The sequence below is a fragment of the Citrobacter sp. U14242 genome (assembly GCF_046555775.1).
Classification (GTDB): domain Bacteria; phylum Pseudomonadota; class Gammaproteobacteria; order Enterobacterales; family Enterobacteriaceae; genus Citrobacter.
Genome location: NZ_JBKGLW010000003.1, coordinates 12591 through 36524, shown reverse-complemented (window position 1 = coordinate 36524; position 23934 = coordinate 12591). Strand labels below are relative to the sequence as shown.

Sequence of the window (23934 nt, the reverse complement as noted above, 5' to 3'; positions counted from 1 at the left end):
TCTGCATGAAAAAAAACCGGCAATTGCCGGTTTTTTTATTGCTGAAATGTAAGTGAGTATTACACGATCACTTCACTTCCAGCCCTTTCGCCTGCATGTCCGCATGGTAAGAAGAACGAACAAATGGGCCACAGGCTGCATGGGTAAAGCCCATGGCCATGGCTTCAGCCTTCATCTCATCAAACTCGTCCGGGCTTACGTAGCGCTGAACCGGCAGATGGTGACGACTGGGTTGTAAATACTGGCCCAGCGTCAGCATTGTCACGCCGTGACTGCGCAGATCGCGCATAACCTCAATGATTTCAGCATTGGTTTCACCCAGACCCACCATCAGACCGGATTTGGTTGGGATCTCAGGGTGCGCTTCCTTGAAACGTTCCAGAAGCTTCAGTGACCAGTTGTAATCAGCCCCAGGGCGTACGTTGCGGTAAATACGCGGAACGTTCTCGAGGTTATGGTTAAACACGTCTGGTGGGGTGGCTGTGAGGATATCCAGCGCACGATCCATACGGCCACGGAAGTCAGGTACCAGCGTTTCGATTTTAATCGACGGGCTTTTCTCGCGGATTGCGGTGATACAATCCGCGAAATGCTGAGCGCCACCGTCGCGGAGATCGTCGCGGTCAACGGAGGTGATGACGACATAGCGCAGCGCCATGTCCGCAATCGTCTGAGCCAGCTTTAACGGTTCGTTAGCATCAGGGGCAACCGGGCGACCATGGGCAACGTCACAGAATGGGCAGCGGCGGGTACAGATTGCGCCGAGGATCATAAAGGTCGCGGTCCCGTGGTTGAAACATTCTGCCAGGTTAGGGCAGGACGCTTCTTCGCAGACAGAGTGCAGGCCATTTTTGCGCATCGCTGCTTTGATACCCTGGATGCGAGTGGAGTCCGCTGGCAGTTTTATTTTCATCCATTCCGGTTTACGCAGCAGGGCTTCGCGCTCTGTTGCTACATTTTTTACCGGGATAAGAGCCATCTTATCGGCATCGCGGTATTTAACACCGCGTTCCATCACAATGGGTTTACTCATAGCTTGCGTGTTCCAGTTGCGAATTACGAAGGAAAGCGTTTCAATTCAAGGGAATGTTGCATTTATCAACTATTTTTGAATTAGTGGTACGCAGTATATCATTGAAACGGGCCAGAAAGCAGCCTGACAGGCTGGCAAAATGTAAAATAGTTGTTGTTTTGTGCCATTTGCCACAACATATGCTGCGGCAAACTATAACCTGTTTTTCAGTCTTCAATGTACGCGTGGGGGGGATTGCCCAACAGCGCTAAAATGTTAGCCAGCAGACGAGGGCGAACGCTCTCGGTTGTTGCCGTACTGTCCCACTGCGAGACTTTTGCCATTTCCATTCCGGCATAGCCACAGGGGTTGATGCGCAGGAAGGGAGATAGATCCATATCTACGTTGAGCGCTAAGCCGTGAAACGAGCAGCCTCTACGGATACGTAGCCCTAATGAGCAGATTTTCTTTTCGCCGACATATACTCCCGGCGCATCAGCGCGCGGATGGGCCTCAATACCTATCTCCGCAAGCGTATTCACCACGGTTTGTTCCAGCAGTGTTACCAGTTCACGTACGCCCAGTTTGCGGCGTTTGAGGTTCAACAGAACATACATAACCTGCTGACCCGGTCCGTGGTATGTCACCTGACCGCCCCGATCGCTCTGGATAACGGGAATATCACCGGGCATCAGTACGTGCTCTGCTTTACCTGCCTGACCCTGGGTAAAGACAGGGTAATGCTCTACCAGCCAGATTTCATCATGACTGTTTTCATCGCGGGTATCGGTGAATTCGTGCATGGCCAGAGAGACTGGCTCGTAGGGCTGAAGACCGAGCTGGCGGACAAGAATTTTATCCTGATACAAAACGGCATCTCCGTAGATACTCGTCGTCTTTCAAGCTGCAACAGCGTTGGCTTTACTCGGCCTTTGGCCTCACCCCTTCGGGATCAGCGTAAGCGCTGTTCAGACTGGCTGCGCCAGTTTGCCTCACTCACTCCGGTCACTTGCTTCTGTAAGCTCCTGGAGATTCGCTGCGTCGCCGCCTTGTTGCTGCTCGAAATCCATACAGTAGAGAATGTAAAATAGGGGAAAAGTATATCACAGCGGGAGAGGGGTTACCCGAGCGAGAATGCAGCGGGTAACCGACAGGTTTTTACAGCACCATACGTACGATATCGATATTACCTAATTCTTCGTACAGCGTTTCAACCTGCTCAATGTGTGTCGCATTAATAGTGATTGAGACCGAGTGGTAATTGCCTTTGCTGCTCGGTTTTACCGTTGGGGAGTAATCACCTGGCGCATGGCGCTGTACCACTTCAACCACCTGATCAACCAGCTCAGGCAACGCCTGCCCCATTACTTTGTAAGTAAATGGAGTAGGGAATTCAAGCAGTTCGTTAAGTTTGGTTTTCATGTCAGCTCCGGCGTTACATCAAAAAATAATAACTCCCACAGAGCGTGGGAGTTATCTGGATACTTAGTATATGGGGACGTAAATCACACTTTCAAGTGTTCAATTTTTAGCCAAACCAGTGATGGAACATTAATTTAATGTAATCAATGATTTTACCAAAGAAGTTGCCTTCCGGGATTTCCTGCAGAACCACCAGTGGACGCTGCTCAATGGTTTTGCCATCAAGCTGGAAGTTGATGGTGCCGACAACCTGGTTTTTCTGCAGCGGAGCATGCAGTTCCGTGGTGTTCAGAACATAGCTGGCTTTCAGATCTTTCATGCGGCCGCGTGGAATAGTCAGGTAGACATCTTTATCGACACCTAATGACGCACGATCGGTATTACCAAACCAGGCGGGCTCTGAGGCAAACTCTTTGCCGACTTTCAACGGGTTTACGGTTTCAAAGAAACGGAAGCCCCAGGTCAGCAGCTTTTTACTTTCGGTTTCACGACCTTTATAGGTGCGCCCCCCCATCACGGCGGAGATCAGACGCATCTGACCTTCCGTCGCGGAGGCAACAAGGTTATAACCCGCTTTGTCAGTATGGCCGGTTTTGATACCGTCAACATTCAGGCTGTTATCCCACAGCAGACCGTTACGGTTGAGCTGGCGGATGCCGTTAAAGGTGAACTCTTTTTCTTTATAGATAGAGTATTCGTTAGGTACATCGCGGATCAGAGCCTGACCAATCAGCGCCATATCGCGGGCTGAGCTGTACTGGCCTTCCGCATCCAGGCCATGTACGGTCTGGAAGTGGGTGTTTTTCAGCCCCAGCGCATTAACATAGCTGTTCATCAGGCCGACGAAAGCATCCTGACTTCCGGCAGAAAAGTCTGCCATTGCCACGCAAGCATCGTTACCGGATTGCAGGTTGATACCACGGATTAGCTGCGATACTGGCACCTGCATACCCGGCTTGAGGAACATCAGGGACGAACCTTTAAAGACAGGGTTGCCCGTAGCCCAGGCGTCGTTGCCGACGGTGACCAAATCGGTTTCTTTGAATTTCCCGGCTTTCATTGCCTGTCCGATGACGTAGCTGGTCATCATTTTGGTCAGGCTGGCGGGATCGCGGCGAGAGTCCGCATTCTGTTCTGCCAGAACTTTGCCTGAATTGTAGTCAATCAGGATATACGACTCCGCATCGATCTGCGGAACACCCGGGATCATGGTTTTAATATTCAGGTCATCTGCATGGGCAGCAGAAAGAGAGGCTGCGCAGAGAGCCGCGGTGAGCGCCATGCGCTGCACGAAACGAGCGGAAAAAGTGGTCTTCATGGTCTGAACTACGACGTCCGTGGTGAAATTAAAAAAAGTGCCCTACTATAGCAAATGCATAACTCACAGGCATCTGACTTTCCGCGTGACTTTGTTAATGTCGTTTACAGAAATTGACAACTCAGATGCCGGATTTACGTTATTACACGCCGGTGATGAAGGACTGTAATTGCGCCTCGGATTGAAGACGCTGTTGCAGTGTGGAGGCTTCAGCTTTGCTGGCGAATGGCCCCATCTGAATACGCCAAACAGCACCGTTTTGCACAACCCGGCCCGGAACGCCAAACTGCTGGCTTAAACGCTTTTGATACTGCTGCGCGCGAGCCTGTTCGCTGACCGCACCAACCTGAACGACGTAACGACCGTTGGCTGCGGCTGCCGGAGTGGCAACGGCAGCGGCTGGTGCTGCTGCGACAGTCGGTGTTGTGGCTGGTGCAGTAACAGGGGCGGCCGGTTGTGGCGCAGGCGTCGGTTCGCTACCTTCAAGCACGCCGGAAGCGAGCGTGGTCGGTGCGCCGAGGAAACCACCGCTGTTTACTGGTGCTCCGGTAGGGTCATCGCTTTTCAGCGTGGAATTGCTGATCGGGCGGATATCACCTTGTGGCTGACCCGCATCCGGTGTAGCAGGCATGCTGCCGCCACCGCTTAAATCAGGGCGAGAGGGCAGGGCATAGGTTTGTTTGGCCACTGTCGTACAGGCCATACCTGGGCCGGACAGAGAGCCATCCTGTGCGACAATGATAGGATCGATACGCACTTTCGTGTTGTTAGATGTGTTCAGACGATCGGCGGCTGCTCGCGACAGCGAAACGACGCGATCGTTGCCATATGGGCCGCGATCGTTAATGCGTACGACGATCATTCGACCGTTTGCCAGGTTAGTAATTCTGGCATAGCTTGGAATGGGGAGTGTCGGGTGCGCAGCGGTCAGCTGCATCGGGTCGAACGCTTCACCTGAGGCAGTTAAATTACTTCCTGGCTCCGCATCGTAAATGGCGGCCAGTCCAGCCTGGCTAAAGCGGGAGGGATCCTGGACTATCTTGTAGCTCTTACCGTCACGCTGATAGTCCTGATTCGCCGTTGGGTTCAGGGGTTCAAAACGCGGATCGGCCCCGCTGATTTCAACAATCGGACCATTACACACCGCAGGCTGCGGCGCGACGGCAGCCTGCTGCTGACCATCATCACTTGAACACGCCGCGAGCATTCCTGCTGCGATGCAGATTCCAATCCACTGCTTACGCATTGCGTACCCCTTACACGCTTTTCGACAACATTTTTCTATGGGTGTGGATCGACATGACAATCCCGAACCCGGCCATCAGCACGATCAGTGCAGAGCCTCCGTAACTGACCAGTGGGAGTGGAACCCCAACTACAGGCAGAATACCGCTCACCATACCAATATTTACGAAGACATAAACGAATAATATCAACATTAAACCACCGGCCATGACGCGACCAAAGGTTGTTTGCGCGTGGGCGGCAATCCACAATCCGCGCATTATCAGCAAAATGTACAGGGCAAGCAGGATTAAAATCCCAACCAGACCCAGCTCTTCCGCCAGTACTGCAAAGATAAAGTCAGTATGACGTTCGGGCAAAAACTCCAACTGCGACTGCGTACCATGCAACCAGCCTTTGCCGCGTAGCCCACCTGAACCAATAGCAATTTTAGACTGAATAATGTGATAGCCCGCGCCCAGCGGATCGGTTTCCGGGTCGAGAAGCATCATCACGCGTTGTCGCTGGTAATCATGCATCAGGAAGAACCACAGTATTGGAATAAATGCGGCCACCAGAACCACAGCAACGCCGATTAAGCGCCAGCTCAGGCCGGAGAGAAACAAGACAAACAGGCCGGAAAGAGCAACCAGGATTGAGGTTCCAAGGTCAGGCTGCGCGGCAACCAGCAGTGTGGGCATAAAAATAAGCACCAGCGCAATAGCCGTATTCTTCAGCGAAGGTGGGCAGACATCGCGGTTGATAAAGCGCGCCACCATCAGCGGCACGGCTATCTTGGCAATTTCCGAGGGCTGAAAACGCACGATTCCCAAATCCAACCAACGTTGTGCGCCTTTTGAAATGGCGCCGAAGGCATCGACAGCAACCAACAGGATGATACAGAAGATATAGAGGTACGGTGCCCAACCTTCATAGACTCTGGGGGGAATTTGCGCCATCACCACCATGATGACCAGCCCCATAGCGATCTGGCCTACCTTACGTTCCATCATGCCAATATCCTGGCCGCTGGCGCTCCAGATGACCAGCGAGCTGTATACCAGCAGAGCCAGCAAGATAAGTAACATTGTGGGATCGATATGAATTTTGTCCCAGAATGTCTTTTTGTTCGGATTATCCGTCACGATTATTGGTCCTCACCTGCTGCAACCGCCGGGTTTTCAGCAGGCAGATTGGTGTTATTGTCGCCCAACATAATGTGGTCAAGGATCTGGCGCATGAGTGTACCTACCGCCGGACCGGCCCCACCGTTTTCGAGGATCATCGCGACAGCGACCTCGGGTTTGTCATAGGGCGCGAATGCAGTCATCAGTTTGTGGTCGCGTAAACGTTCGGCGATCTTATGTGCGTTATAGGTTTCATTGGCTTTCAGGCCAAATACCTGCGCGGTACCGGATTTCGCCGCAATTTTGTAGGGGGCGCCAGCAAAATACTTGTGCGCAGTCCCATTAGGGCGATTCGCTACACCGTACATACCGTCTTTGGCGATTTCCCAGTAGCCAGAATGAATGTCACCGACAGGAGGCTCATGCGGCTGTATCCACGGCACTTGCTTGCCGTTTTCCGCTGTACTCATTAGCAGATGTGGGACTTTCACCATGCCGTCGTTGATGAGGATCATCAGCGCCTTACTCATCTGGATAGGTGTTGCTGTCCAGTAGCCCTGACCGATACCGACAGGGATTGTATCACCCTGGTACCAGGGCTTTTTAAACCGTTTTTGCTTCCACTCGCGGGTTGGCATGTTACCCGCGCGCTCTTCAGCGAGATCGATGCCCGTATAATGACCGTAGCCAAACTTGCTCATCCACTCAGAAAGACGGTCAATCCCCATATCATAGGCGATTTGATAGAAAAACGTATCAGCGGACTCTTCCAGAGAACGGGTGATGTTCAGATGACCGTGTCCCCATTTTTTCCAGTCACGGTAACGTTTCTCTGAACCGGGTAATTGCCACCAACCCGGATCGAATAGCCCGGTATTGCGGGTAATAACACCTGCGCTTAACGCAGAGACCGCAACATAAGGTTTAACCGTGGACGCCGGAGGGTAAACACCTTGCGTGGCACGGTTAACCAGAGGGGTATTGGGGTCATTGAGTAACCCGGAATAATCTTTGCTGGAGATGCCGTCCACGAACAGGTTCGGATCGTAGCTGGGCATAGATACCAGTGCCAGGACACCGCCAGTACGCGGGTCTGTGACCACGACGGCGGCACGGCTACCCGCCAGTAGCGTTTCAATGTATTGCTGGAGTTTTAAATCAAGCGTCAGATAGATATCGTGCCCGGCCTGCGGGGCGACTTCTTTGAGCTGTCGAATTACGCGGCCACGGTTATTGACTTCAACCTCTTCATAACCTGTTTGACCATGAAGTACGTCTTCGTAATAGCGCTCGATACCCAGCTTGCCGATGTCATGTGTGGCTGCGTAGTTGGCCAGCTTGCCGTCTTTATCCAGACGTTCAACGTCTTTATCGTTGATCTTCGATACATAACCAATCACGTGGGTCAGTGCAGAACCGTACGGATAATAGCGGCGTTTATAGCCTTTGACCTCGACGCCGGGGAAACGATACTGATTCACGGCAAAGCGTGCGACCTGAACTTCAGTCAGGTTGGTTTTTACTGGGATCGAGGTGAAGCGGTGCGAGCGGGCTCGCTCTTTTTTAAAGGCTGCAATATCGTCATCGGTCAGATCCACGACGTTGCGTAGCGCGTCGAGGGTATCCTGAATATTGTCGACCTTCTCCGGCATCATTTCTATCTGATAAATAGTGCGGTTAAGGGCGAGAGGAATTCCGTTGCGGTCATAAATGATGCCGCGGCTGGGGGCGATAGGCACCAGTTTGATGCGGTTCTCGTTCGAACGGGTCTGATAGTCAGTAAAACGAACGATTTGCAGATTATAAAGATTGGCGATTAGCACGCCAGTGAGCAGCAAAATCCCCAAAAAAGCGACCAGTGCCCGGCGCACAAACAGCGCGGACTCAGCCGTATAGTCGCGAAAAGAATTCTGTAGTTTCATCCGCTGCTTAATCTACTCAAGAATCAATGATCACTCACGGTGATAAGGATGGTTGGTGGTAATGCTCCACGCCCTGTACAGACTCTCTGCGACCAACACCCGAACAAGAGGGTGGGGAAGGGTTAACGCAGAGAGTGACCAGCTTTGCTCCGCTGCCGCTTTACAGGCGGGGGACAGCCCTTCGGGTCCGCCAATCAACAGACTGACGTCACGACCATCCAGTTTCCAGCGTTCCAGTTCGGTCGCCAGCTGTGGCGTGTCCCAGGGTTTCCCTGGGATATCAAGGGTGACGATGCGGTTTTTGCCTGCGGCGGCCAGCATCTGTTCACCCTCTTTGTCGAGAATGCGCTTAATGTCCGCGTTCTTGCCACGTTTTCCTGCCGGGATTTCGATCAGCTCAAAGGGCATGTCTTTTGGAAACCGGCGCAGGTACTCCGTAAAACCGGTTTGCACCCAGTCAGGCATCTTCGTACCCACGGCGACAAGTTGCAGCTTCACGCATTAACTCCAGAGTTTTTCCAGTTCATACAGGCGACGGCTCTCTTCCTGCATAACGTGGACAATCACGTCGCCAAGATCGACAACGATCCAGTCAGCGACGTTTTCGCCTTCTACGCCAAGCGGCAGCAGACCGGCGGTGCGAGATTCCTGAACAACGTGATCGGCGATAGACATGACATGGCGGCTGGACGTGCCGGTGCAGATAATCATGCAATCAGTGATACTGGATTTACCCTGAACATCTAAGGCGATGATGTCTTGACCTTTCAGGTCATCAATTTTGTCGATTACAAAATCCTGGAGTGCTTTACCCTGCAAGTGTTCCCCCTGGGTGAAAAAGAGTTAAAAACGTCTGTTAGTATACCTGAACCAGAGGCGATATCGGGACAAATGTCTCCGAAAGCGCTTTTGAAGTGCGCTATCATCCCACCCCACGCAACAGAATGCATCGCCATTTTTGTAAAACAATTTCTGCAAAGCTCTGAAAGGCGGGAAAAGTCAGGTTGCGGAGAATAGCAGCCTGTCATAGGGTGTCAATGGGAGAGAGGCCCTTCGGCAGAAAAAACAGTGCATTCACTCACCCTCGTGCCACTCGGCGCGACTATTGAGAACTTTCAGAACCGCAAAATCGTCACAGAAATCAATCGCGCTCCAGCATCCCTGCTCAACGCGGAAATGCCACATTGATGCTGCCGGCATTGACAGCAGTCGGGCGATCAGCACGCTGAGTACGCCCTGGTGGCTGACCACCAGCAGGTTCTGCACATTTTTATAATCAGCAAGTTGGGCAATGAAACGTTCAACACGTTGTGAAAATGCCTGGAATCCTTCGCCGTTGGTTGGGGTTGCATTCTGCCAGTCGTTACACCATACGGCATAATTTTCAGCGTCTTCACGCGCCAAATCGCGATGATGGCGCATTTCCCAGTCGCCAAAGAACATCTCATTAAGTTCAGGCATAACACGCACAGGAACCTCGCGTTCCGCCAGAATCAGTTGGGTTGTATGGCGGGCTCGTTCGAGTTCGCTGCACAGAACGTTGTCGAAAGGGACATTGCGTAACAGTCCACTCAGTGATTGCGCCTGAGCAATCCCCCGTTCTGTTAGCGATGTAGGAGCATGCCCGCTGTATAACCCGGCGACATTGGCTTCGGTTTCTCCGTGACGTACTAACCAGAGTCTCATTTTTTCCTCGTGAGGCTATTCGCACAAAACATGATGTTGGCCCTGATTGCGCAGAGATTTTTCAATAAAATACCTTTTTTTAACTGGAGCGGCACGATGTCTTTATTGAAGAGCGCGCACGGCGGTAATACCCAGGAAGCCGCCGCATTGTTGGGCATCCCGCCTGAGCAATTGCTGGATTTTAGCGCGAATATTAACCCTCTGGGTATGCCCGAAAACTTAAAATGCGCGCTTATCGACAATCTGGACAGAGCTGAACGCTACCCGGATGTTGACTACACCCAGTTGCATGCGGCGCTGGCACAGCATCATCAGGTACCTGTTTCGTGGATCCTCGCGGGGAATGGCGAAACAGAATCTATTTTCACCCTGGTTAATGGGCTCAAGCCGCGTCATGCGATGATTGTCGTCCCTGGATTTGCTGAATACCGCCGGGCGCTGGAATGGGGAGAATGTGCAATCCATGAATTTGCGCTGCGCGAGGAGGATGGCTGGCAGCTCAGCGCCACGATCCTTGATGTGTTAACGCCACAACTGGACTGCCTTTTTCTCTGTACGCCCAACAACCCTACAGGGCTATTGCCCGATGATCGTCTGCTTGCTGCGATAGCAACGCGCTGCGCTGAATTGGGGATTACCTTGATTCTCGATGAAGCCTTTATCGATTTTATTGCCGGGGAAGAAGGTTTTATTCCGCTGCTACAAGAGAATCCGCACATTTGGGTTCTTCGCTCGCTAACCAAGTTCTATGCGATACCGGGATTGCGACTGGGTTATCTGGTCAATAGCGACGAACAGGCCGTAGCGCGAATGCGCAGCCGACAAATGCCGTGGTCAATTAACGCATTTGCCGCGCTGGCGGGAGAGATGATCCTCAGCGATAGCGCCTATCAGCAGGCAACGTGGAAGTGGCTAGCGCAGGAGGGACGGCGATTTGATCAACAATTGCAAATACTGCCCGGCCTGACAGTCTATCCCGGTCGGGCTAACTATCGGCTGTTACGCTGTGATCGACCGGGTATCGATTTGCAAAAATCATTACTGGAACAACATGTTTTGATCCGTAGTTGTGCCAATTACCCTGGGTTGGATGTGCGCTATTACCGGGTTGCTGTTCGCAGTCAGGAGGAAAATGATCGCCTGCTGGCGGCATTAAACAACACGCTTAGCGGTACAAACCCTGCTGGTTGATATAGTCGAGCACGGCGCGTGGCAGTAAGTCGTCGCACGGCTCGCCTTTTTCCAGTCGTTCGCGGATAAGCGTGGCGGAGATATTGAACCAGGGCGTTTCGGCAAGGTAAATCTTGCCTGCTGGCAGGTTATGCAGATCATCTGCCGTATGGGTCAGATGATTTTCCAGCCACTGCTGGTGCCGTTCCTGTTCCATCTCAAGGGGATAGCCCGGTCGTCGACACACGATAAGATGGGTGTTATCCAGAATCGTGTCGTAATCATGCCAGGAAGGAAAGGTCAGCAGTGAATCCTGACCAATAATGAATGCCAGCGGTGCATCCGGGCCTTGTTCCACGCGCCACTCTTGCAGCGTTTGTGCGGTGTACGAGGCGGTATCGCGTTTTAGCTCACGCTCATCCAGTGAAAACAACGGTTTGTCGGCAATGGCCAGTTCAAGCATATGTTTACGCTGTGCGCTGGAGGCTTCCGGTTGCGCACGATGCGGTGGTACGTTATTGGGCATGACAATGACCCGAGACAGGCCAATCAGATTAGCCAGAATTTCAACGGGTTTCAGATGACCATAATGCACCGGATCAAAGGTGCCACCGAACAGAGCCTGCAATGATTTCATATCAACCATCAATAAAAACATCTGCCAGTGATTTATGGCAAAGCAACAGGGAAAGTCCCTCAAGCTCCGCCCACACTGACTGACCATAGTCTTGTTTAAGCGTAATTTCCGTACGTGTTAACAGCGTGACTGCCTGACGTAACTGCGTGGGAGTTAGTCGGTTTAACGCTTCCCCCATCATGCCACGGCGATTTTGCCATACCCGATGTTTGTCAAACAATGCCCGTAATGGGGTATGGGCCGACTGCCGTTTCAGATTCACCAGCAGTAATAATTCCCGCTGCAGAGTACGTAATAAAATAACGGGTTCACTGCCTTCAAGACGAAGCTGTTGCAGAATATGCAGCGCGCGCTTGCTTTTGCCCATCAGCAGCGCATCCACCCAGTGGAAGGGCGTAAAGTGCGCGGCATCGTTAACGGCTTGCTCCACACGAGGCAGCGTTAATTTACCGTCAGGCCAAAGTAGTGACAGCCGCTCCAGTGCCTGCGCTAACGCTAACAGATTGCCTTCGTAGCAATAGCATAAGAGCTGGTTGGCGGCGTCATCCAGTTGCAGATTATGATGTTTCGCCCTTGCGGCTACCCAACGCGGAAGCTGTGCCTGTTCAGGTGTCTGGCAACTGACCAGCACCGCGTTATTGGCCAGTCCGGAATACCATGCGGCGTTTTCCTGTGCTTTGGTCAGCTTGTTACCACGAACAATAAGCAGTAGATCGTCATGTAGCAGCGTGACGAGCGAGGCAAGTTGTTCGTTAATGGCGGCATTAGGGCCATTTTCTGGCAACTGCAGGAGTAACGTTTGACGGTTGGCAAACAGGCTCATCGCCTGGCAAAGGGAAAAGATTGCGCCCCAGTCGGTGCTGGTATCGAGGGTGAACGTATGGTGTTCTTCGAACCCTTGCGCGGCGGCCGCCATACGGACAATGTCCTGGCTCTCCTGCAACAACAGGGGGTCATTGCCCAGTAATAAATACGCCGCGCGCAGCCCTTCATTGAGCTGTGCGCGGAGTTGTTCAGGGTACAACTTGAGCATCAGTTACCCAGCGTGGTGGAAACACGTGCCGGAGAGGAGGTCGCTGGTGCTGCTGTTTTCACTGCAGGCTCAACGTCATCACTGGATGACTGAACATCAGCAATATGTACGCTTGGCAGTTTACGAATCAACTGCTCGGCCGCCTTGTCGTACATCTCTTTAACGATTATCTCCTGCTCGTTATCCTTCGCCAGTGCCGCTTGCGGGTTGTCGAAGAATGAACGATAGACTTTAGCGCTGATCGGGTAAATATCATGGCCCGGGATCAGGACTGAGGCATTAACAGACATCACCATCTGGTATTCAGCGGTTTGACCGTTCTGGAACACGGACGCGGTATCCTGCGAAATGCTGACTGCACCAAGGCGTAAGGACGGAACGTCTTTGCGCGTTGAGCTGTCTTCCAGCAGTGTAACGCCATTCAAACGCAGCTGATTACGTACCGCACGGCTTAACGGGCCGTTCGGATCACCCGTGACCAGAATCATGGTTTTCATCGTGGAGGGAACCTGCGTAGTACTACGCAGATGCCAGCCACACCCGGCGGTGACAAGCACCACCAGGGATAACAACAATGTTGTCAGATGTCGCACGCTTCCTCCCGCGCTTAGCCAACGACCAGATTGAGGAGTTTACCCGGTACATAAATCACTTTACGTACGGTAACGCCATCAAGATATTTTGCCACCAGATGCTCCTGGCCAGCACGTTCACGAACCTGCTCTTCAGTGGCGTTTACCGGGACGGTAATTTTACCACGGACTTTGCCGTTGACCTGAACCACTACCAGCGTAGAGTCTTCGACCATTGCGCTTTCGTCAGCAACAGGCCACGGTGCATTGTCGATATCGCCTTCGCCTTTCAGCGCTTGCCACAAAGTGAAGCAAACGTGTGGGGTGAACGGGTTAAGCATACGCACAACGGCCAACAGCGCTTCCTGCATCAGAGCTCTGTCCTGTTCGTCTTCCTGCGGTGCTTTTGCCAGCTTGTTCATCAGTTCCATAATTGCCGCAATCGCGGTGTTAAAGGTCTGACGGCGCCCGATATCATCAGTCACTTTAGCGATGGTTTTGTGCACGTCACGACGCAGCGTTTTTTGGTCTTCGCTCAATGCATCAACGTTCAGTGCAGCCACATCACCTTTAGTGGTGTGCTCGTAAACCAGTTTCCAGACACGTTTCAGGAAGCGGTTTGCCCCTTCTACGCCAGATTCCTGCCATTCGAGCGTCATGTCAGCTGGAGAAGCGAACATCATGAACAGACGCACGGTGTCCGCGCCGTAACGTTCAACCATTACCTGCGGGTCGATACCGTTATTTTTCGACTTGGACATTTTGCTCATGCCGGTATACACCAGTTCATGACCTTCAGCATCCTGCGCCTTCACGATACGACCTTTCTCGTCACGTTCAACGATCGCATCAACCGGAGAAACCCAGTTACGCTCGCCGTTTGCGCCAACGTAGTAGAAGGCATCTGCCAGCACCATGCCCTGGCACAGCAGCTGTTTAGCCGGTTCGTCAGAGTTCACCATGCCCGCGTCGCGCATCAGTTTGTGGAAGAAGCGGAAGTAGAGCAGGTGCATGATAGCGTGTTCAATACCGCCAATGTAGATATCAACCGGCAGCCAGTAGTTTGCCGCTTCCGGATCCAGCATGCCTTCGTTGTACTGCGGGCAGGTATAGCGCGCGTAGTACCAGGAGGACTCCATGAAGGTATCGAAGGTGTCGGTCTCGCGCAGTGCCGGCATGCCGTTAACGGTGGTTTTTGCCCACTCAGGATCGGCTTTAATTGGGCTGGTGATGCCATCCATGACGACATCTTCTGGCAGAATCACCGGCAGTTGATCTTCTGGTGTTGGCAGTACTGTGCCATCTTCCAGCGTGACCATCGGGATTGGCGCACCCCAGTAACGCTGGCGGGAAACGCCCCAGTCGCGCAGACGGTAGTTCACTTTACGCTCACCGACACCTTTTTCGACCAGCTTGTCGGCAATGGCGTTGAAAGCATCTTCGAAAGACAGACCGTCAAACTCGCCGGAGTTAAACAGGACGCCTTTTTCAGTCAGTGCCTGCTCAGACAGGTCCGGCTCTGAGCCGTCAGCGGCCAGAATAACTGGCTTAATGCTCAGACCATATTTAGTTGCAAACTCGTAGTCGCGTTGATCGTGGCCCGGAACGGCCATTACCGCACCTGTGCCATATTCCATCAGGACGAAGTTTGCCGCCCAAACCGGGATCTCTTCGCCGGTCAGCGGGTGAACGGCTTTAAAGCCAGTGTCGACACCTTTCTTCTCCATGGTCGCCATTTCAGCTTCAGCAACCTTGGTGTTGCGGCATTCGTCAATGAAGGCAGCCAATTCTGGGTTGTTCGCAGCGGCTTTCTGCGCCAGCGGGTGACCTGCGGCAACGGCCAGATAGGTTGCACCCATAAAGGTGTCCGGGCGAGTGGTGTAAACAGTCAGCGTGTTGTCGTAACCGTTCACGTCGAAGGTGATTTCTACACCTTCAGAGCGGCCAATCCAGTTACGCTGCATCGTTTTCACGGTGTCAGGCCAGTGATCCAGATTATCCAGATCACGCAGCAGTTCGTCAGCGTAAGCGGTGATTTTGATGAACCACTGAGGGATCTCTTTACGCTCAACTTTGGTGTCGCAGCGCCAGCAGCAGCCGTCGATAACCTGTTCGTTCGCCAGTACGGTCTGGTCGTTAGGGCACCAGTTCACCGCAGAGGTTTTCTTGTATACCAGACCTTTTTTGTACAGTTCGGTGAAGAACTTTTGCTCCCAACGGTAATATTCCGGGGTGCAGGTTGCCAGCTCGCGACTCCAGTCGTAACCAAAGCCCAGCATTTTGAGCTGGTTTTTCATGTAAGCGATGTTGTCGTACGTCCACGGTGCTGGAGCGGTGTTGTTTTTAACCGCAGCGCCTTCCGCCGGCAGACCGAACGCATCCCAGCCAATGGGCTGCAGTACGTTCTTGCCCAACATACGCTGGTAACGGGCGATCACGTCACCGATGGTGTAGTTACGTACGTGGCCCATGTGTAGTCGACCAGAAGGATAGGGAAGCATAGACAGGCAGTAATACTTCTCTTTGCTCTCGTCTTCGGTCACTTCAAATGTGCGCTTCTCATCCCAGTGAAGCTGTACTTTGGATTCTATCTCTTCCGGGCGGTATTGCTCTTGCATGGCAGCCAGTGGTCCTGTTTTCAATACAGCTACAAACGTAGCTCTAGATGTGGTGTTTCAGATCCGCATAGCATAGCCCAAACGCCCGCGTCAAAACAGCCTTTCGCGCATTCAGCGTTGAATTCCCGCAAGGATAAATATTGCACGAATTTACATACTCTGTGGACAGTCTTGCAAAGCGTAGCGTAAATAACGTCTATTATTATAGACAGTTAACGACCCAGGAGGCGAAGCGATGAACAAGGTTGCTCAATATTACCGTGAACTGGTGACGTCACTTAGCGAACGTCTGCGCAATGGTGAGCGCGATATCGATGCGCTGGTGGACCAGGCGCGTCAGCGAGTTTTGCAGACCGGGGAGTTAACGCGAACCGAGGTGGAAGAACTCACAAGGGCCGTCAGACGCGACCTCGAAGAGTTTGCACTCAGTTATGAAGAGAGTCTCGACGAGGAGACTGACAGCGTCTTTATGCGGGTGATTAAAGAGAGTATCTGGCAGGAACTGGCCGATATTACTGATAAAACCCAGCTCGAATGGCGAGAAGTGTTTCAGGATCTCAGTCACCATGGTGTTTACCACAGTGGTGAAGTGGTGGGACTGGGCAATCTGGTGTGCGAGAAGTGTCACTTCCATTTAGCCGTTTACACACCGGATGTGCTGCCGCTGTGCCCGAAATGCGGTCACGATCAGTTCCAGCGTCGACCGTTTGAGCCGTGATACAGCCGGAAAGCGGCCCGGTGAGCCGGGCCGTATTGGCGGAGAAATGAATCAGGGCAATATCAGGTTAAGTGTAATTACTGACTGATAGTTTCCGGGCTTAGCGGCCGCTGCGTTTTGCAGGTACACCAGTTGGGCGTTAAACGCGAGGGATAACGTGTCGTCTGCACCGATATCTGCTGCCGACTGTAGCGGGTATTTTTCGCCGGATTTAATGTGCTCAAACGTGCCGTTGGTGCCTTTACTGTATGTGGTGTACATAGATACATAGGCACCCACGCCCACGGCTGCGCCCTCACCTGAAAGGTTATTCAGGAAGATGCTGCTGTCAGCATCGCTGGTGGCGTCGCCATCAACGCTGATATAAGCGCCGCTGGTCTTGAGGCAGTCACCGCTGAAAATGATACTGGGCGATGTCATTCCCTTTACCGGAAAATCGGCACCGTCAGGAACCATTTGCACGGTTCCCATATTGATGGTGGCTTCCGGAAATTGAGTGTACAGGGTACAGTCCGCAAGGATGTTGCCCTCAACGGTGACGTTGATGTTGGTACTCCTTCCCTGAAACACATTAGCGCTTTCGGCCTGTTCGGGCCATGACAGGCCAAAACCCCCCATCAGGAGCATTCCCACCATTCCATAGCGCTTCACTAAAGATATCAACATGGTATTCCCTCACACGCTATTGAATTTCAATGTTCAACACGGCGGTCGAGCGAAAATGGCCCGCACTCACCTGATCGCCAAAACGATAGTAGTAGGCGTCAAGATAAAAATAGGTTCTCCTGACTTGCCCTACCGGGCCATCAAACAGATTAAAAGGCTCGCCGAGCGTGAGATCTCGCGTTTCGCTGATTTCCCCGACAGTGGCAGCCCGAAAAGAATATTTGAAGATTGCTCCTACCCCCTCGGCGCCACCCGCTTCAGGCGCGAGAACGTTGGGCAGCCCTGGAACGGTATCCGTTGCGCTAAGGGTGAATTGCACATTGAGATCGCGATCACAGTCGATACCGCCTGAAGTTGTTCCGCTCTGTTTTGACGCTTCGAGGATCCCGATCTGGCTGAAATCGCTGGTTTTGGTGTCCGGCATAGCAAAATACAGCGCGGAGCTGTCTATTGAGCAGCTTGCTATGGCAGCAGCATTGCTGCCAAAACCGTAGACGTCTGATGTGCTGGGGACGTCGTTATACCCGCTGACGGTTAAGGTCACCATCTTTGCAGCACCAAATAAGCCGGATTTGGGATCTTCCGGGCCGATAGCCCAGAAATCATATATACGGTTGCTTACCACCTGGAATTTTCGGGTCTGCGGAACGTTACTGTCAATTTCCGGAATAACCCAACGTCGGGTGATAAAACTCCCATTGGTCAATACCGTCTTGGTCATGCCGTTGGTGTCTTCATTGAGCACATCGGCAGTGATGGCTACACCCACATAGTCAACGCTGGTTTTTATCACGCCATCACCAATCGGTGCTGGATCCAACACCCCTGTGACGTTTAATTCAAACCACCCGCCTTTATTGTCACATCCGACGATGATTGCGCTGCCACTACTGTCGGTGACTAACGGATTGCCTGCTGTACGCTGTCTGAGTGTTACATTGCCATTAAAACTCGAATCACCACCTATTATCTCATCCACTGTACAACTGGCCAGCCCGGTCATAGACCAGGACACGGCCAGTACGCCAGTCAGCAGCAAAAAAAGCTTCCTTATCATTATTGACATTCTCCCTGAACCATATTCACGCCAGTCTCTGGTGTGGTTTCTGCACTGTGATAGACGAAGCGGCAGGTCTGATTATTTCCCCACAGGGCGACCAGCGTGGTGTTGTCTGTCAGGCCACCGAGGTACACCTCACCGTCGCTCGCCACGATACCGCTCTGCCCGTCGGTTCCGCCTTCTGGCGTCACCATGGCGCCAAATGGCACCACGCTGCCGTCGGGGCGGCGCAGGGTGATCAGCGCTCTTTCCCCGACGCTGGCGCCATATTCTGCGCGGACCAGCGCGCCGCGTGTGGGCACCAGCATGCGGTTGGTGTTCTGCAGATCAACATCGGCGGGCAGGGTTTCTGTATCCAGATTGACATCATTTTGGCGGTATGGCGTCAGGTTATTGACGATGGTGTAGCCGCGGAAGTCGGTACTGACGCCATCCCGATTAATGACCCGCACGCCGGAAGCGTTCGGTATTTTGATTAGCGCATTGGTTTCACCCAGCTCCTGGGCCAGCGTGATGCCATTACGGTGAGCAATCAGCGCGCCGGACAGACCATAGTCGGTGCGTTTGGAATCGTCATCGTAACTGTAGCCACCCTGCAGCGTGCCGTAGGTGCCGTTATAGGTGGCGCGCAGGCTGCCGTTATAGCTGTTGTCATTCTCGTCGCTCTGGGTATAGCTCTGCTGGACGCTCCAGTTAAGCGCATCGCCTTCCAGCGCATAACCGTTTAGCGTCGCGGAGTGAACGGTGTCGCCGCCCTGGGTTGCGTTGAGGTTATAAGAGAGCCAGGCGCGTGGCAGCAGTTTGTCCAGCGGCACGGAAACGCTTAACGAAAACACTTCGTCCTTGTCATAGCGTTCACTGTTGTCATAAGACTGGGTGTTTTTGTTGTAGCTGTAGCTCAGGCTATAGCTGATGGCGCGCCAGTGGTTGTTCCAGCTCACGCGCCAGGAATCCATCTGCTGGTTGGTGTTCCAGTAGTCTTCCCGTATCAGCGAACCGGAAATTGAACCGAAATCCGGGCCTAACGGTTGGCTCAGGCTTAATTCCCAGCGGTTACGCTGGCGGTCGGGCAGATTATCGGCATTGCCGTAGGTATTGAGAATGTCGGCCATGTCAAAGTAGCCATCGCTGTTGTAGCGATAACTGGCCATGGAGAAGGTGGTGCCGGTTTCGAGAATGGATTTACTGTAACGCAGGCGCCAGGACTGCCCACGTAATTTTTTGTACCCATTAATACGTTCTTCCGGCGTGGCCCATGACTGGGTGACATCGGCAGACAAGCCCCCCCAGTTCCCCATGTTTTTCCCCAGACCAATCGCCAGCGACTGATAGTGACTGGCGAATTGTCCGCCGCCGTAGACGGTTAAGTTCCAGGGTAAACCGTAGCTGGCAGAGGCCTGGGTGAATGGCGATTCGTCAACGCTGGAATTATCCGGGCGATAGCGCCCGGCGGTGATGGCGTAATCGATCGTACCCTGACGTTGCAGGTTGGTGAGTGAAGAGTAGGGCACAATAAAATGCTGCTCTGAGCCATCTTGTTCCTTTACCGTGACATAGAGATCGCCTGAGCTGCCGGTTGAGTAGAGATCCTTGATCGAAAAGGCACCCGCAGAGACATAGTTTTGATAAATCACGTAGTTATTCTGGCGAATGATAATCTGCGCGTTGGTGCGCGCAACGCCTTCAACGACAGGCGCATAGCCGCGCAGCGAATCCGGGCGCATGCTGTCGTCGGTTTCCAGCTGTACGCCGGTAAAGGGCACACCGTCGAAAATATCGGCGTTGGATGTGTTTTCTCCCAGCGTGAGCTGACTGCCCCAGGCCGGAATATCGCGCTGAGCATAGGTGTAGGCCGTATCCCAGCTGCTTTCACCATCGTCGCTGCGGTTCCACGTGGAGTAGTTGCGGATGCGCCAGGCGCCGATGTTGATGCCTGGACGCAGGTTGGCATACTGCGTGTCGGAAGTGCCGCCGCCGTGACGCTGACGGGTTTCATCGCCGGTAAAATCGTAGTTGAGTATTGCGGCGTTGATCCCTTCGTCCCAGTCTTCTGGCGGAATATACCCGCGCACGTCGTTGGCCAGCGCTGCCTGAGGAATGCTGATTTTCAACTGCTGTTTATTGAAGTCAAAGACTGTACTGAGCTGGTCAATGACCGCAACATTGGCACAATTACTGTCTTTTGCCATCAGCGCCGGGTAGGCGGTGGTATTCACACCATATTTCTTTAACTGGGCGAGGCTCAGGCACGGCACTAACTGATTGCTATCATCAAGAACGAAGTTGATGTCCTGGGTCTCAACCCGACGGTTGTTGACGATAACATCAACTCGGTAAGACCCTGGCGCCTGCCCGCCTTTTTCGAATAAGGACAAATCGACAGGCGCCTCGCTGTTACCAGCGCCGGAGTGCTTAAAAAAAGCAGGGTTAAAATAGGGGGCAGTTGACGATTTTGCTGACTTTTGCTGTTCGACTGCCAGCGCGACAGAAGCAGATAACCCGTAGACTAGCATTATTCTGGATACCAGACGGATCGGGCAAAAGGGCGTCATTTCTGTCGTCATGTTCATTAGCATTATCCCTATTGCTATTAGCCAGTTATCAGTCAAATGTGTGAATGAAACTCTTGGCTGACGCCACCCTGGTCATTAATAATGGCGAAAGCGACGTCGCCGCCAGTGACGCCTTTGGGCAGGTCGAAATGTGCTACACCGCCGGGGGCAACGTAGCTCACTTTTTCCAGTTTTTTCCCCGCGACGGCGATACGGCCAAAATTGATGTAATAAGGGGAGGCATTCGAAACCTGAATCTGGCTGCCGGAAAGCCGCCAGCTAAGCTGGTCTTTATGATCGGTTGGAATGGATTTACCCAGTGACTTTGGGCGGTAAATGAGTTTTACGATGGTGTTGACGGCAATCTGGATACTGTTATCGCCAGTTGGGCCGCCGGGGATCCCTTTCACATTCAGCCAGAACAATGATTCTTTATCTTCCGGTAGTGGACCGGTAAGAATGATACGCAGCACGTTTTTTTGCTGGGGGTCGAGACGAAATAAAGGCGGGGTAATGACGAACGGCGATTTTTTGCTTTTATCATTATCTGCTGTGTTGATCCAGGACTGCACCAAATAGGGGGTTTTATCGGGGTTCTCGAGTTGAACCGATGCCTCTTTTTTTGCGCCGTCGTAGATCACCCGCGTGCCCGCGAGCGATACGCTGGCCGATGCGCCGGAGATCGTGAACAAGCTGAGCAATAAACCGGCAATATTTTTCTGAATTCCATTCATCATTCACATCCTTATAAAATATGTGTGTCTTGAGTTAGTTTTGCATGACGTCAAGCGTGACTGTGCTGCTGGTTTTGCCGGTGGTGACCGCGTCTGCCAGCCGCATATAGCCCGCCTCAAGCTGAAAGGTAAACGTCGACGTCATATCCATATGTTTTTCTGCCGACGAGTCGTCATTGCCAAGAAAAGTGTTGTTGGGATAAAAAGCGTTGCTGGCGTCGATATACTTCAGGTAGTGTCCTACCCCTTTGGCGCCGTCCTGGCGTTCATTCGCCAGCGCGTTAGGGAAATCGCTGACCTGGGCGCCAGTAAAACGCAGGGTATATTGGGCGTCGTTGCACTGATCAAACGTGACGTTAGTGGTTTTCGTAGCAGAGGGCACAATTGCGCCGATGCCCGCTTTCTTGACGTCCGTAACGGTGGTGGTAGCAAGGTTTATCTCAGCTCCGCCTTCAATGGTGACCTTACAGGAAGGGGCAACTAATGACGCAGCGATCGTCAGTTTAGCTCCCACTCCTTTTGCGGTATCTGCACGGAGTGGTGATGCACATATCAGCACCAGGGGAATAAGCGTCGCAATTATCGTGTCTCGCGTTTTCATCTGTTCGTTTATTCTCCCCATATCAACAATCGGCTCCATCTGCCATAACAACATCCTCCCCTAAGAGAGGATGTTGGCTACGCGAAATAAACGTACTATGGGCATTACTGTGCGTAGGTGATATTCATCGTGACGACAGATTTGGTGATACCGGCCGGGGAGGACTGATCGTCAACTTCAGCAATTTTGGTATAGCCGACGTTAATCGGGAAGTAATAACCGTTAGCACTCTGCGCGCTATCGGCTTCCGGCGTACCGTTAGCGATAGTCTGCGTGGTACCGTTCAGCGATTCGGTATTCGCTTCGTTATACAGGTGGTGGGCAATAACAGTATTAGACGGCGCTTCGGTGTTGACGATGGCATTAGCGTCAGTGGCGACGGTATCAGCAACAAACTGGATATTGATGTCGTAAGCCGGGCAGCTACTCAGTTTAAAGCTACTTGCCATATCACCCAGATGTGCGCCAATAGTTGCCGCTTTTGCCTGCTGTACGGTGATTTTATTCAGCGTGATATCCGCATTGCCGTTATCACCAACAGTACAACCGTTTTCAATCACTTCACCGTTAATGGTGATCGTGTCGGCCATTACGCTGCCGGATGCCAGAGCGGCCATAACTGCAGCGGCTAAAAATACCTTTTTCATGTAAAACTCCATTTATATAAAATATTAATTAAATAACGCACTGAAAATATGATTGATAATATCTACGATCAATATATGAAACTTTGCGCGAAAGATAATACTCTGTATGGTGGGTAAATAATATATTTCATTTATCAATGGATTTGCTTTTTGAAGCAAAAAAAATGATTATATACTCATTGTTGATGAAATAACCTTCTTTTGAGTCATCCTGATGCGTGTAAATAACCTGGTTATAAATAAATTATTATGATATTTGGGGCGGTGTGATTATTTTTTTTAGTATTTCAAGGTTTTTAGGAATAAATTTAGGAATACGTGTTCAGAGGCATTATAAACCGCCCGGCGGCTCTCCTGGAACAGGAGCGTCGCCCGACGGTATGGTACTCATAGGGATGAGCGTTACTGAACGTAAGTGATGCTGAGGTTAACCGTGGAGGTTGTGGTACCTACCGGTGATTCTCCGGTACCGACTTCCTTAATCTTGGTATAACCCGTTAACACCGGAAACTGGAAGCCCGTAACGGTTTGCGCGGCAATGGCTTCGTCGTTAGCCAGGTACACGCGCTTGCTGGCTAAGTTAGTCAGCGATTTGTGATCTACCGTACGACCATCTCTCAGGTAATGGGCGACAAACTCCCCGGATGGAGTGTCCGTGTTGACAATCGCATCCGGATAGCCCGTCGGAGTTTGGGCGCTGAATTCAATACGTACATCGTAGTTCGGGCAGTTGCTTATTTTGAAACTATCCGCCTGGTTTAACAGTTCTCCGCCAACAGCAACGTCTTTCACCTGTTTGGCCGTGATTTTGTCAAGGGTAATCTCGGAACCACCGTTATCACCAATAATACAGCCTTCTTCAATCATTTCACCGTTAATGGTAATGGTATCGGCGAATACACTGGTGGATGCCAGAGCAGACATGACTGCTGCAGCTAAAAATACCTTTTTCATATAAACTCCATGTTTAATAAATAAATTATCTGTGCAAAGTATTCAATAATGATCATTTATTGATATAACTAATAACCTATTTCCAGTGTGGTAATATACTAACATGAACGATCGTTATTGGATATGACATCATAAATTTATTAATGATGTGCCTGTAAGGTTAATACGTTAGGTGATATTCTATTAATCAAATTTTAATGCGGTGAGTATTCTTAAGGCCAGGGTTAAGTTATTGGTTTTTAAATGTTTTGATGTGTTATT

Annotated in this window: 23 protein-coding genes; 2 read left to right on the top strand and 21 right to left on the bottom strand. The window is 51.9% G+C overall.

The window, feature by feature from the left end; translation table 11 throughout:
• Positions 1 to 67: 67 nt before the first annotated feature.
• From lipA to ACLJXE_RS05145, 10 genes are all read right to left on the bottom strand, one after another.
• Entirely contained in the window at positions 68 to 1033 is a 966-nt protein-coding gene (gene lipA, locus ACLJXE_RS05190; RefSeq protein WP_003022702.1) for a lipoyl synthase, read from the bottom strand.
• 206 nt (positions 1034 to 1239) lie between these two features.
• Positions 1240 to 1881, bottom strand: a complete 642-nt coding sequence (lipB, locus tag ACLJXE_RS05185; RefSeq protein ID WP_286628378.1) for a lipoyl(octanoyl) transferase LipB — start codon at positions 1879 to 1881, stop codon at positions 1240 to 1242.
• A gap of 289 nt (positions 1882 to 2170) precedes the next feature.
• Complete coding sequence (gene ybeD, locus ACLJXE_RS05180) at positions 2171 to 2434, bottom strand: DUF493 family protein YbeD (protein WP_000850547.1); 264 nt, start codon at positions 2432 to 2434, stop codon at positions 2171 to 2173.
• A gap of 106 nt (positions 2435 to 2540) precedes the next feature.
• Positions 2541 to 3752, bottom strand: coding sequence for a D-alanyl-D-alanine carboxypeptidase DacA (gene dacA, locus ACLJXE_RS05175; RefSeq protein ID WP_137384513.1), 1212 nt, complete (start codon positions 3750 to 3752; stop codon positions 2541 to 2543).
• A gap of 142 nt (positions 3753 to 3894) precedes the next feature.
• Complete coding sequence (gene rlpA, locus ACLJXE_RS05170) at positions 3895 to 4998, bottom strand: endolytic peptidoglycan transglycosylase RlpA (RefSeq protein WP_271449871.1); 1104 nt, start codon at positions 4996 to 4998, stop codon at positions 3895 to 3897.
• Positions 4999 to 5008: 10 nt separating this feature from the next.
• Positions 5009 to 6121 (bottom strand): peptidoglycan glycosyltransferase MrdB, encoded by a 1113-nt coding sequence (gene mrdB / locus ACLJXE_RS05165; RefSeq protein WP_003022718.1) that lies wholly within the window; start codon positions 6119 to 6121, stop codon positions 5009 to 5011.
• A gap of 2 nt (positions 6122 to 6123) precedes the next feature.
• A complete protein-coding gene (gene mrdA, locus ACLJXE_RS05160; RefSeq protein ID WP_271449870.1) occupies positions 6124 to 8025 on the bottom strand; it encodes a peptidoglycan DD-transpeptidase MrdA in 1902 nt (633 codons plus the stop codon).
• A 30-nt stretch (positions 8026 to 8055) separates the two neighbouring features.
• Positions 8056 to 8523, bottom strand: a complete 468-nt coding sequence (rlmH, locus tag ACLJXE_RS05155; RefSeq protein ID WP_003022725.1) for a 23S rRNA (pseudouridine(1915)-N(3))-methyltransferase RlmH — start codon at positions 8521 to 8523, stop codon at positions 8056 to 8058.
• A 3-nt stretch (positions 8524 to 8526) separates the two neighbouring features.
• On the bottom strand, positions 8527 to 8844 hold the full coding sequence (gene rsfS / locus ACLJXE_RS05150) for a ribosome silencing factor (RefSeq protein ID WP_003022728.1): 318 nt from the start codon (positions 8842 to 8844) through the stop codon (positions 8527 to 8529).
• 255 nt (positions 8845 to 9099) lie between these two features.
• Positions 9100 to 9711: an adenosylcobalamin/alpha-ribazole phosphatase gene (locus tag ACLJXE_RS05145; protein WP_410750276.1), complete on the bottom strand. Its 612-nt coding sequence runs from the start codon at positions 9709 to 9711 to the stop codon at positions 9100 to 9102.
• A gap of 96 nt (positions 9712 to 9807) precedes the next feature.
• Between ACLJXE_RS05145 and cobD the strand changes: the two genes are divergently transcribed.
• Positions 9808 to 10902, top strand: a complete 1095-nt coding sequence (gene cobD / locus ACLJXE_RS05140) for a threonine-phosphate decarboxylase CobD (protein ID WP_410750275.1) — start codon at positions 9808 to 9810, stop codon at positions 10900 to 10902.
• Here cobD and nadD read toward each other — a convergent pair.
• From nadD to leuS, 4 genes are read right to left on the bottom strand one after another with little or no spacing between them, the layout of a single operon-like run.
• Entirely contained in the window at positions 10877 to 11518 is a 642-nt protein-coding gene (nadD, locus tag ACLJXE_RS05135) for a nicotinate-nucleotide adenylyltransferase (protein ID WP_410750468.1), read from the bottom strand. The genes cobD and nadD overlap by 26 nt on opposite strands.
• A 1-nt stretch (position 11519) precedes the next feature.
• Positions 11520 to 12551: a DNA polymerase III subunit delta gene (holA, locus tag ACLJXE_RS05130; RefSeq protein WP_410750274.1), complete on the bottom strand. Its 1032-nt coding sequence runs from the start codon at positions 12549 to 12551 to the stop codon at positions 11520 to 11522.
• On the bottom strand, positions 12551 to 13144 hold the full coding sequence (gene lptE / locus ACLJXE_RS05125; RefSeq protein ID WP_410750273.1) for an LPS assembly lipoprotein LptE: 594 nt from the start codon (positions 13142 to 13144) through the stop codon (positions 12551 to 12553). The genes holA and lptE overlap by 1 nt, the downstream gene beginning before the upstream one ends.
• 14 nt (positions 13145 to 13158) lie before the next feature.
• Positions 13159 to 15741, bottom strand: coding sequence for a leucine--tRNA ligase (gene leuS / locus ACLJXE_RS05120; protein WP_410750272.1), 2583 nt, complete (start codon positions 15739 to 15741; stop codon positions 13159 to 13161).
• A 235-nt stretch (positions 15742 to 15976) separates the two neighbouring features.
• Between leuS and ACLJXE_RS05115 the strand changes: the two genes are divergently transcribed.
• Positions 15977 to 16459: a zinc ribbon-containing protein gene (locus tag ACLJXE_RS05115; protein ID WP_286628370.1), complete on the top strand. Its 483-nt coding sequence runs from the start codon at positions 15977 to 15979 to the stop codon at positions 16457 to 16459.
• A gap of 51 nt (positions 16460 to 16510) precedes the next feature.
• Here the strand turns inward: ACLJXE_RS05115 and ACLJXE_RS05110 are convergent, their stop codons facing one another.
• The 7 genes from ACLJXE_RS05110 to ACLJXE_RS05080 all read right to left on the bottom strand — a co-directional run bounded on the left by ACLJXE_RS05110 (position 16511) and on the right by ACLJXE_RS05080 (position 23673).
• Positions 16511 to 17125 (bottom strand): fimbrial protein, encoded by a 615-nt coding sequence (locus ACLJXE_RS05110; protein WP_410750271.1) that lies wholly within the window; start codon positions 17123 to 17125, stop codon positions 16511 to 16513.
• A gap of 16 nt (positions 17126 to 17141) precedes the next feature.
• A complete protein-coding gene (locus tag ACLJXE_RS05105) occupies positions 17142 to 18182 on the bottom strand; it encodes a hypothetical protein (protein ID WP_410750270.1) in 1041 nt (346 codons plus the stop codon).
• Positions 18182 to 20755 carry a fimbria/pilus outer membrane usher protein gene (locus ACLJXE_RS05100; protein ID WP_410750269.1) on the bottom strand — a complete coding sequence of 858 codons (2574 nt, stop codon included), beginning with the start codon at positions 20753 to 20755 and terminating at the stop codon, positions 18182 to 18184. The genes ACLJXE_RS05105 and ACLJXE_RS05100 overlap by 1 nt, the downstream gene beginning before the upstream one ends.
• A gap of 35 nt (positions 20756 to 20790) precedes the next feature.
• Positions 20791 to 21474: a molecular chaperone gene (locus ACLJXE_RS05095; protein ID WP_410750268.1), complete on the bottom strand. Its 684-nt coding sequence runs from the start codon at positions 21472 to 21474 to the stop codon at positions 20791 to 20793.
• A gap of 31 nt (positions 21475 to 21505) precedes the next feature.
• Positions 21506 to 22126 carry a fimbrial protein gene (locus ACLJXE_RS05090; protein ID WP_410750267.1) on the bottom strand — a complete coding sequence of 207 codons (621 nt, stop codon included), beginning with the start codon at positions 22124 to 22126 and terminating at the stop codon, positions 21506 to 21508.
• A gap of 50 nt (positions 22127 to 22176) precedes the next feature.
• Positions 22177 to 22719, bottom strand: coding sequence for a fimbrial protein (locus ACLJXE_RS05085; protein ID WP_410750266.1), 543 nt, complete (start codon positions 22717 to 22719; stop codon positions 22177 to 22179).
• Positions 22720 to 23121: 402 nt separating this feature from the next.
• Positions 23122 to 23673, bottom strand: coding sequence for a fimbrial protein (locus tag ACLJXE_RS05080; RefSeq protein WP_410750265.1), 552 nt, complete (start codon positions 23671 to 23673; stop codon positions 23122 to 23124).
• Positions 23674 to 23934 lie beyond the last annotated feature (261 nt).

Excerpts from the sequence above, each read along its gene's own strand:
- lipA (WP_003022702.1), bottom strand. The coding sequence starts at position 1,033 with ATGAGTAAACCCATTGTGATGGAACGCGGTGTTAAATACCGCGATGCC.
- ybeD (WP_000850547.1), bottom strand. The coding sequence starts at position 2,434 with ATGAAAACCAAACTTAACGAACTGCTTGAATTCCCTACTCCATTTACT.
- dacA (WP_137384513.1), bottom strand. The coding sequence starts at position 3,752 with ATGAAGACCACTTTTTCCGCTCGTTTCGTGCAGCGCATGGCGCTCACC.
- rlpA (WP_271449871.1), bottom strand. The coding sequence starts at position 4,998 with ATGCGTAAGCAGTGGATTGGAATCTGCATCGCAGCAGGAATGCTCGCG.
- mrdA (WP_271449870.1), bottom strand. The coding sequence starts at position 8,025 with ATGAAACTACAGAATTCTTTTCGCGACTATACGGCTGAGTCCGCGCTG.
- ACLJXE_RS05145 (WP_410750276.1), bottom strand. The coding sequence starts at position 9,711 with ATGAGACTCTGGTTAGTACGTCACGGAGAAACCGAAGCCAATGTCGCC.
- cobD (WP_410750275.1), top strand. The coding sequence starts at position 9,808 with ATGTCTTTATTGAAGAGCGCGCACGGCGGTAATACCCAGGAAGCCGCC.
- nadD (WP_410750468.1), bottom strand. The coding sequence starts at position 11,518 with ATGAAATCATTGCAGGCTCTGTTCGGTGGCACCTTTGATCCGGTGCAT.
- holA (WP_410750274.1), bottom strand. The coding sequence starts at position 12,551 with ATGCTCAAGTTGTACCCTGAACAACTCCGCGCACAGCTCAATGAAGGG.
- leuS (WP_410750272.1), bottom strand. The coding sequence starts at position 15,741 with ATGCAAGAGCAATACCGCCCGGAAGAGATAGAATCCAAAGTACAGCTT.
- ACLJXE_RS05115 (WP_286628370.1), top strand. The coding sequence starts at position 15,977 with ATGAACAAGGTTGCTCAATATTACCGTGAACTGGTGACGTCACTTAGC.
- ACLJXE_RS05110 (WP_410750271.1), bottom strand. The coding sequence starts at position 17,125 with ATGTTGATATCTTTAGTGAAGCGCTATGGAATGGTGGGAATGCTCCTG.
- ACLJXE_RS05105 (WP_410750270.1), bottom strand. The coding sequence starts at position 18,182 with ATGATAAGGAAGCTTTTTTTGCTGCTGACTGGCGTACTGGCCGTGTCC.
- ACLJXE_RS05100 (WP_410750269.1), bottom strand. The coding sequence starts at position 20,755 with ATGAACATGACGACAGAAATGACGCCCTTTTGCCCGATCCGTCTGGTA.
- ACLJXE_RS05095 (WP_410750268.1), bottom strand. The coding sequence starts at position 21,474 with ATGATGAATGGAATTCAGAAAAATATTGCCGGTTTATTGCTCAGCTTG.
- ACLJXE_RS05090 (WP_410750267.1), bottom strand. The coding sequence starts at position 22,126 with ATGTTGTTATGGCAGATGGAGCCGATTGTTGATATGGGGAGAATAAAC.
- ACLJXE_RS05085 (WP_410750266.1), bottom strand. The coding sequence starts at position 22,719 with ATGAAAAAGGTATTTTTAGCCGCTGCAGTTATGGCCGCTCTGGCATCC.
- ACLJXE_RS05080 (WP_410750265.1), bottom strand. The coding sequence starts at position 23,673 with ATGAAAAAGGTATTTTTAGCTGCAGCAGTCATGTCTGCTCTGGCATCC.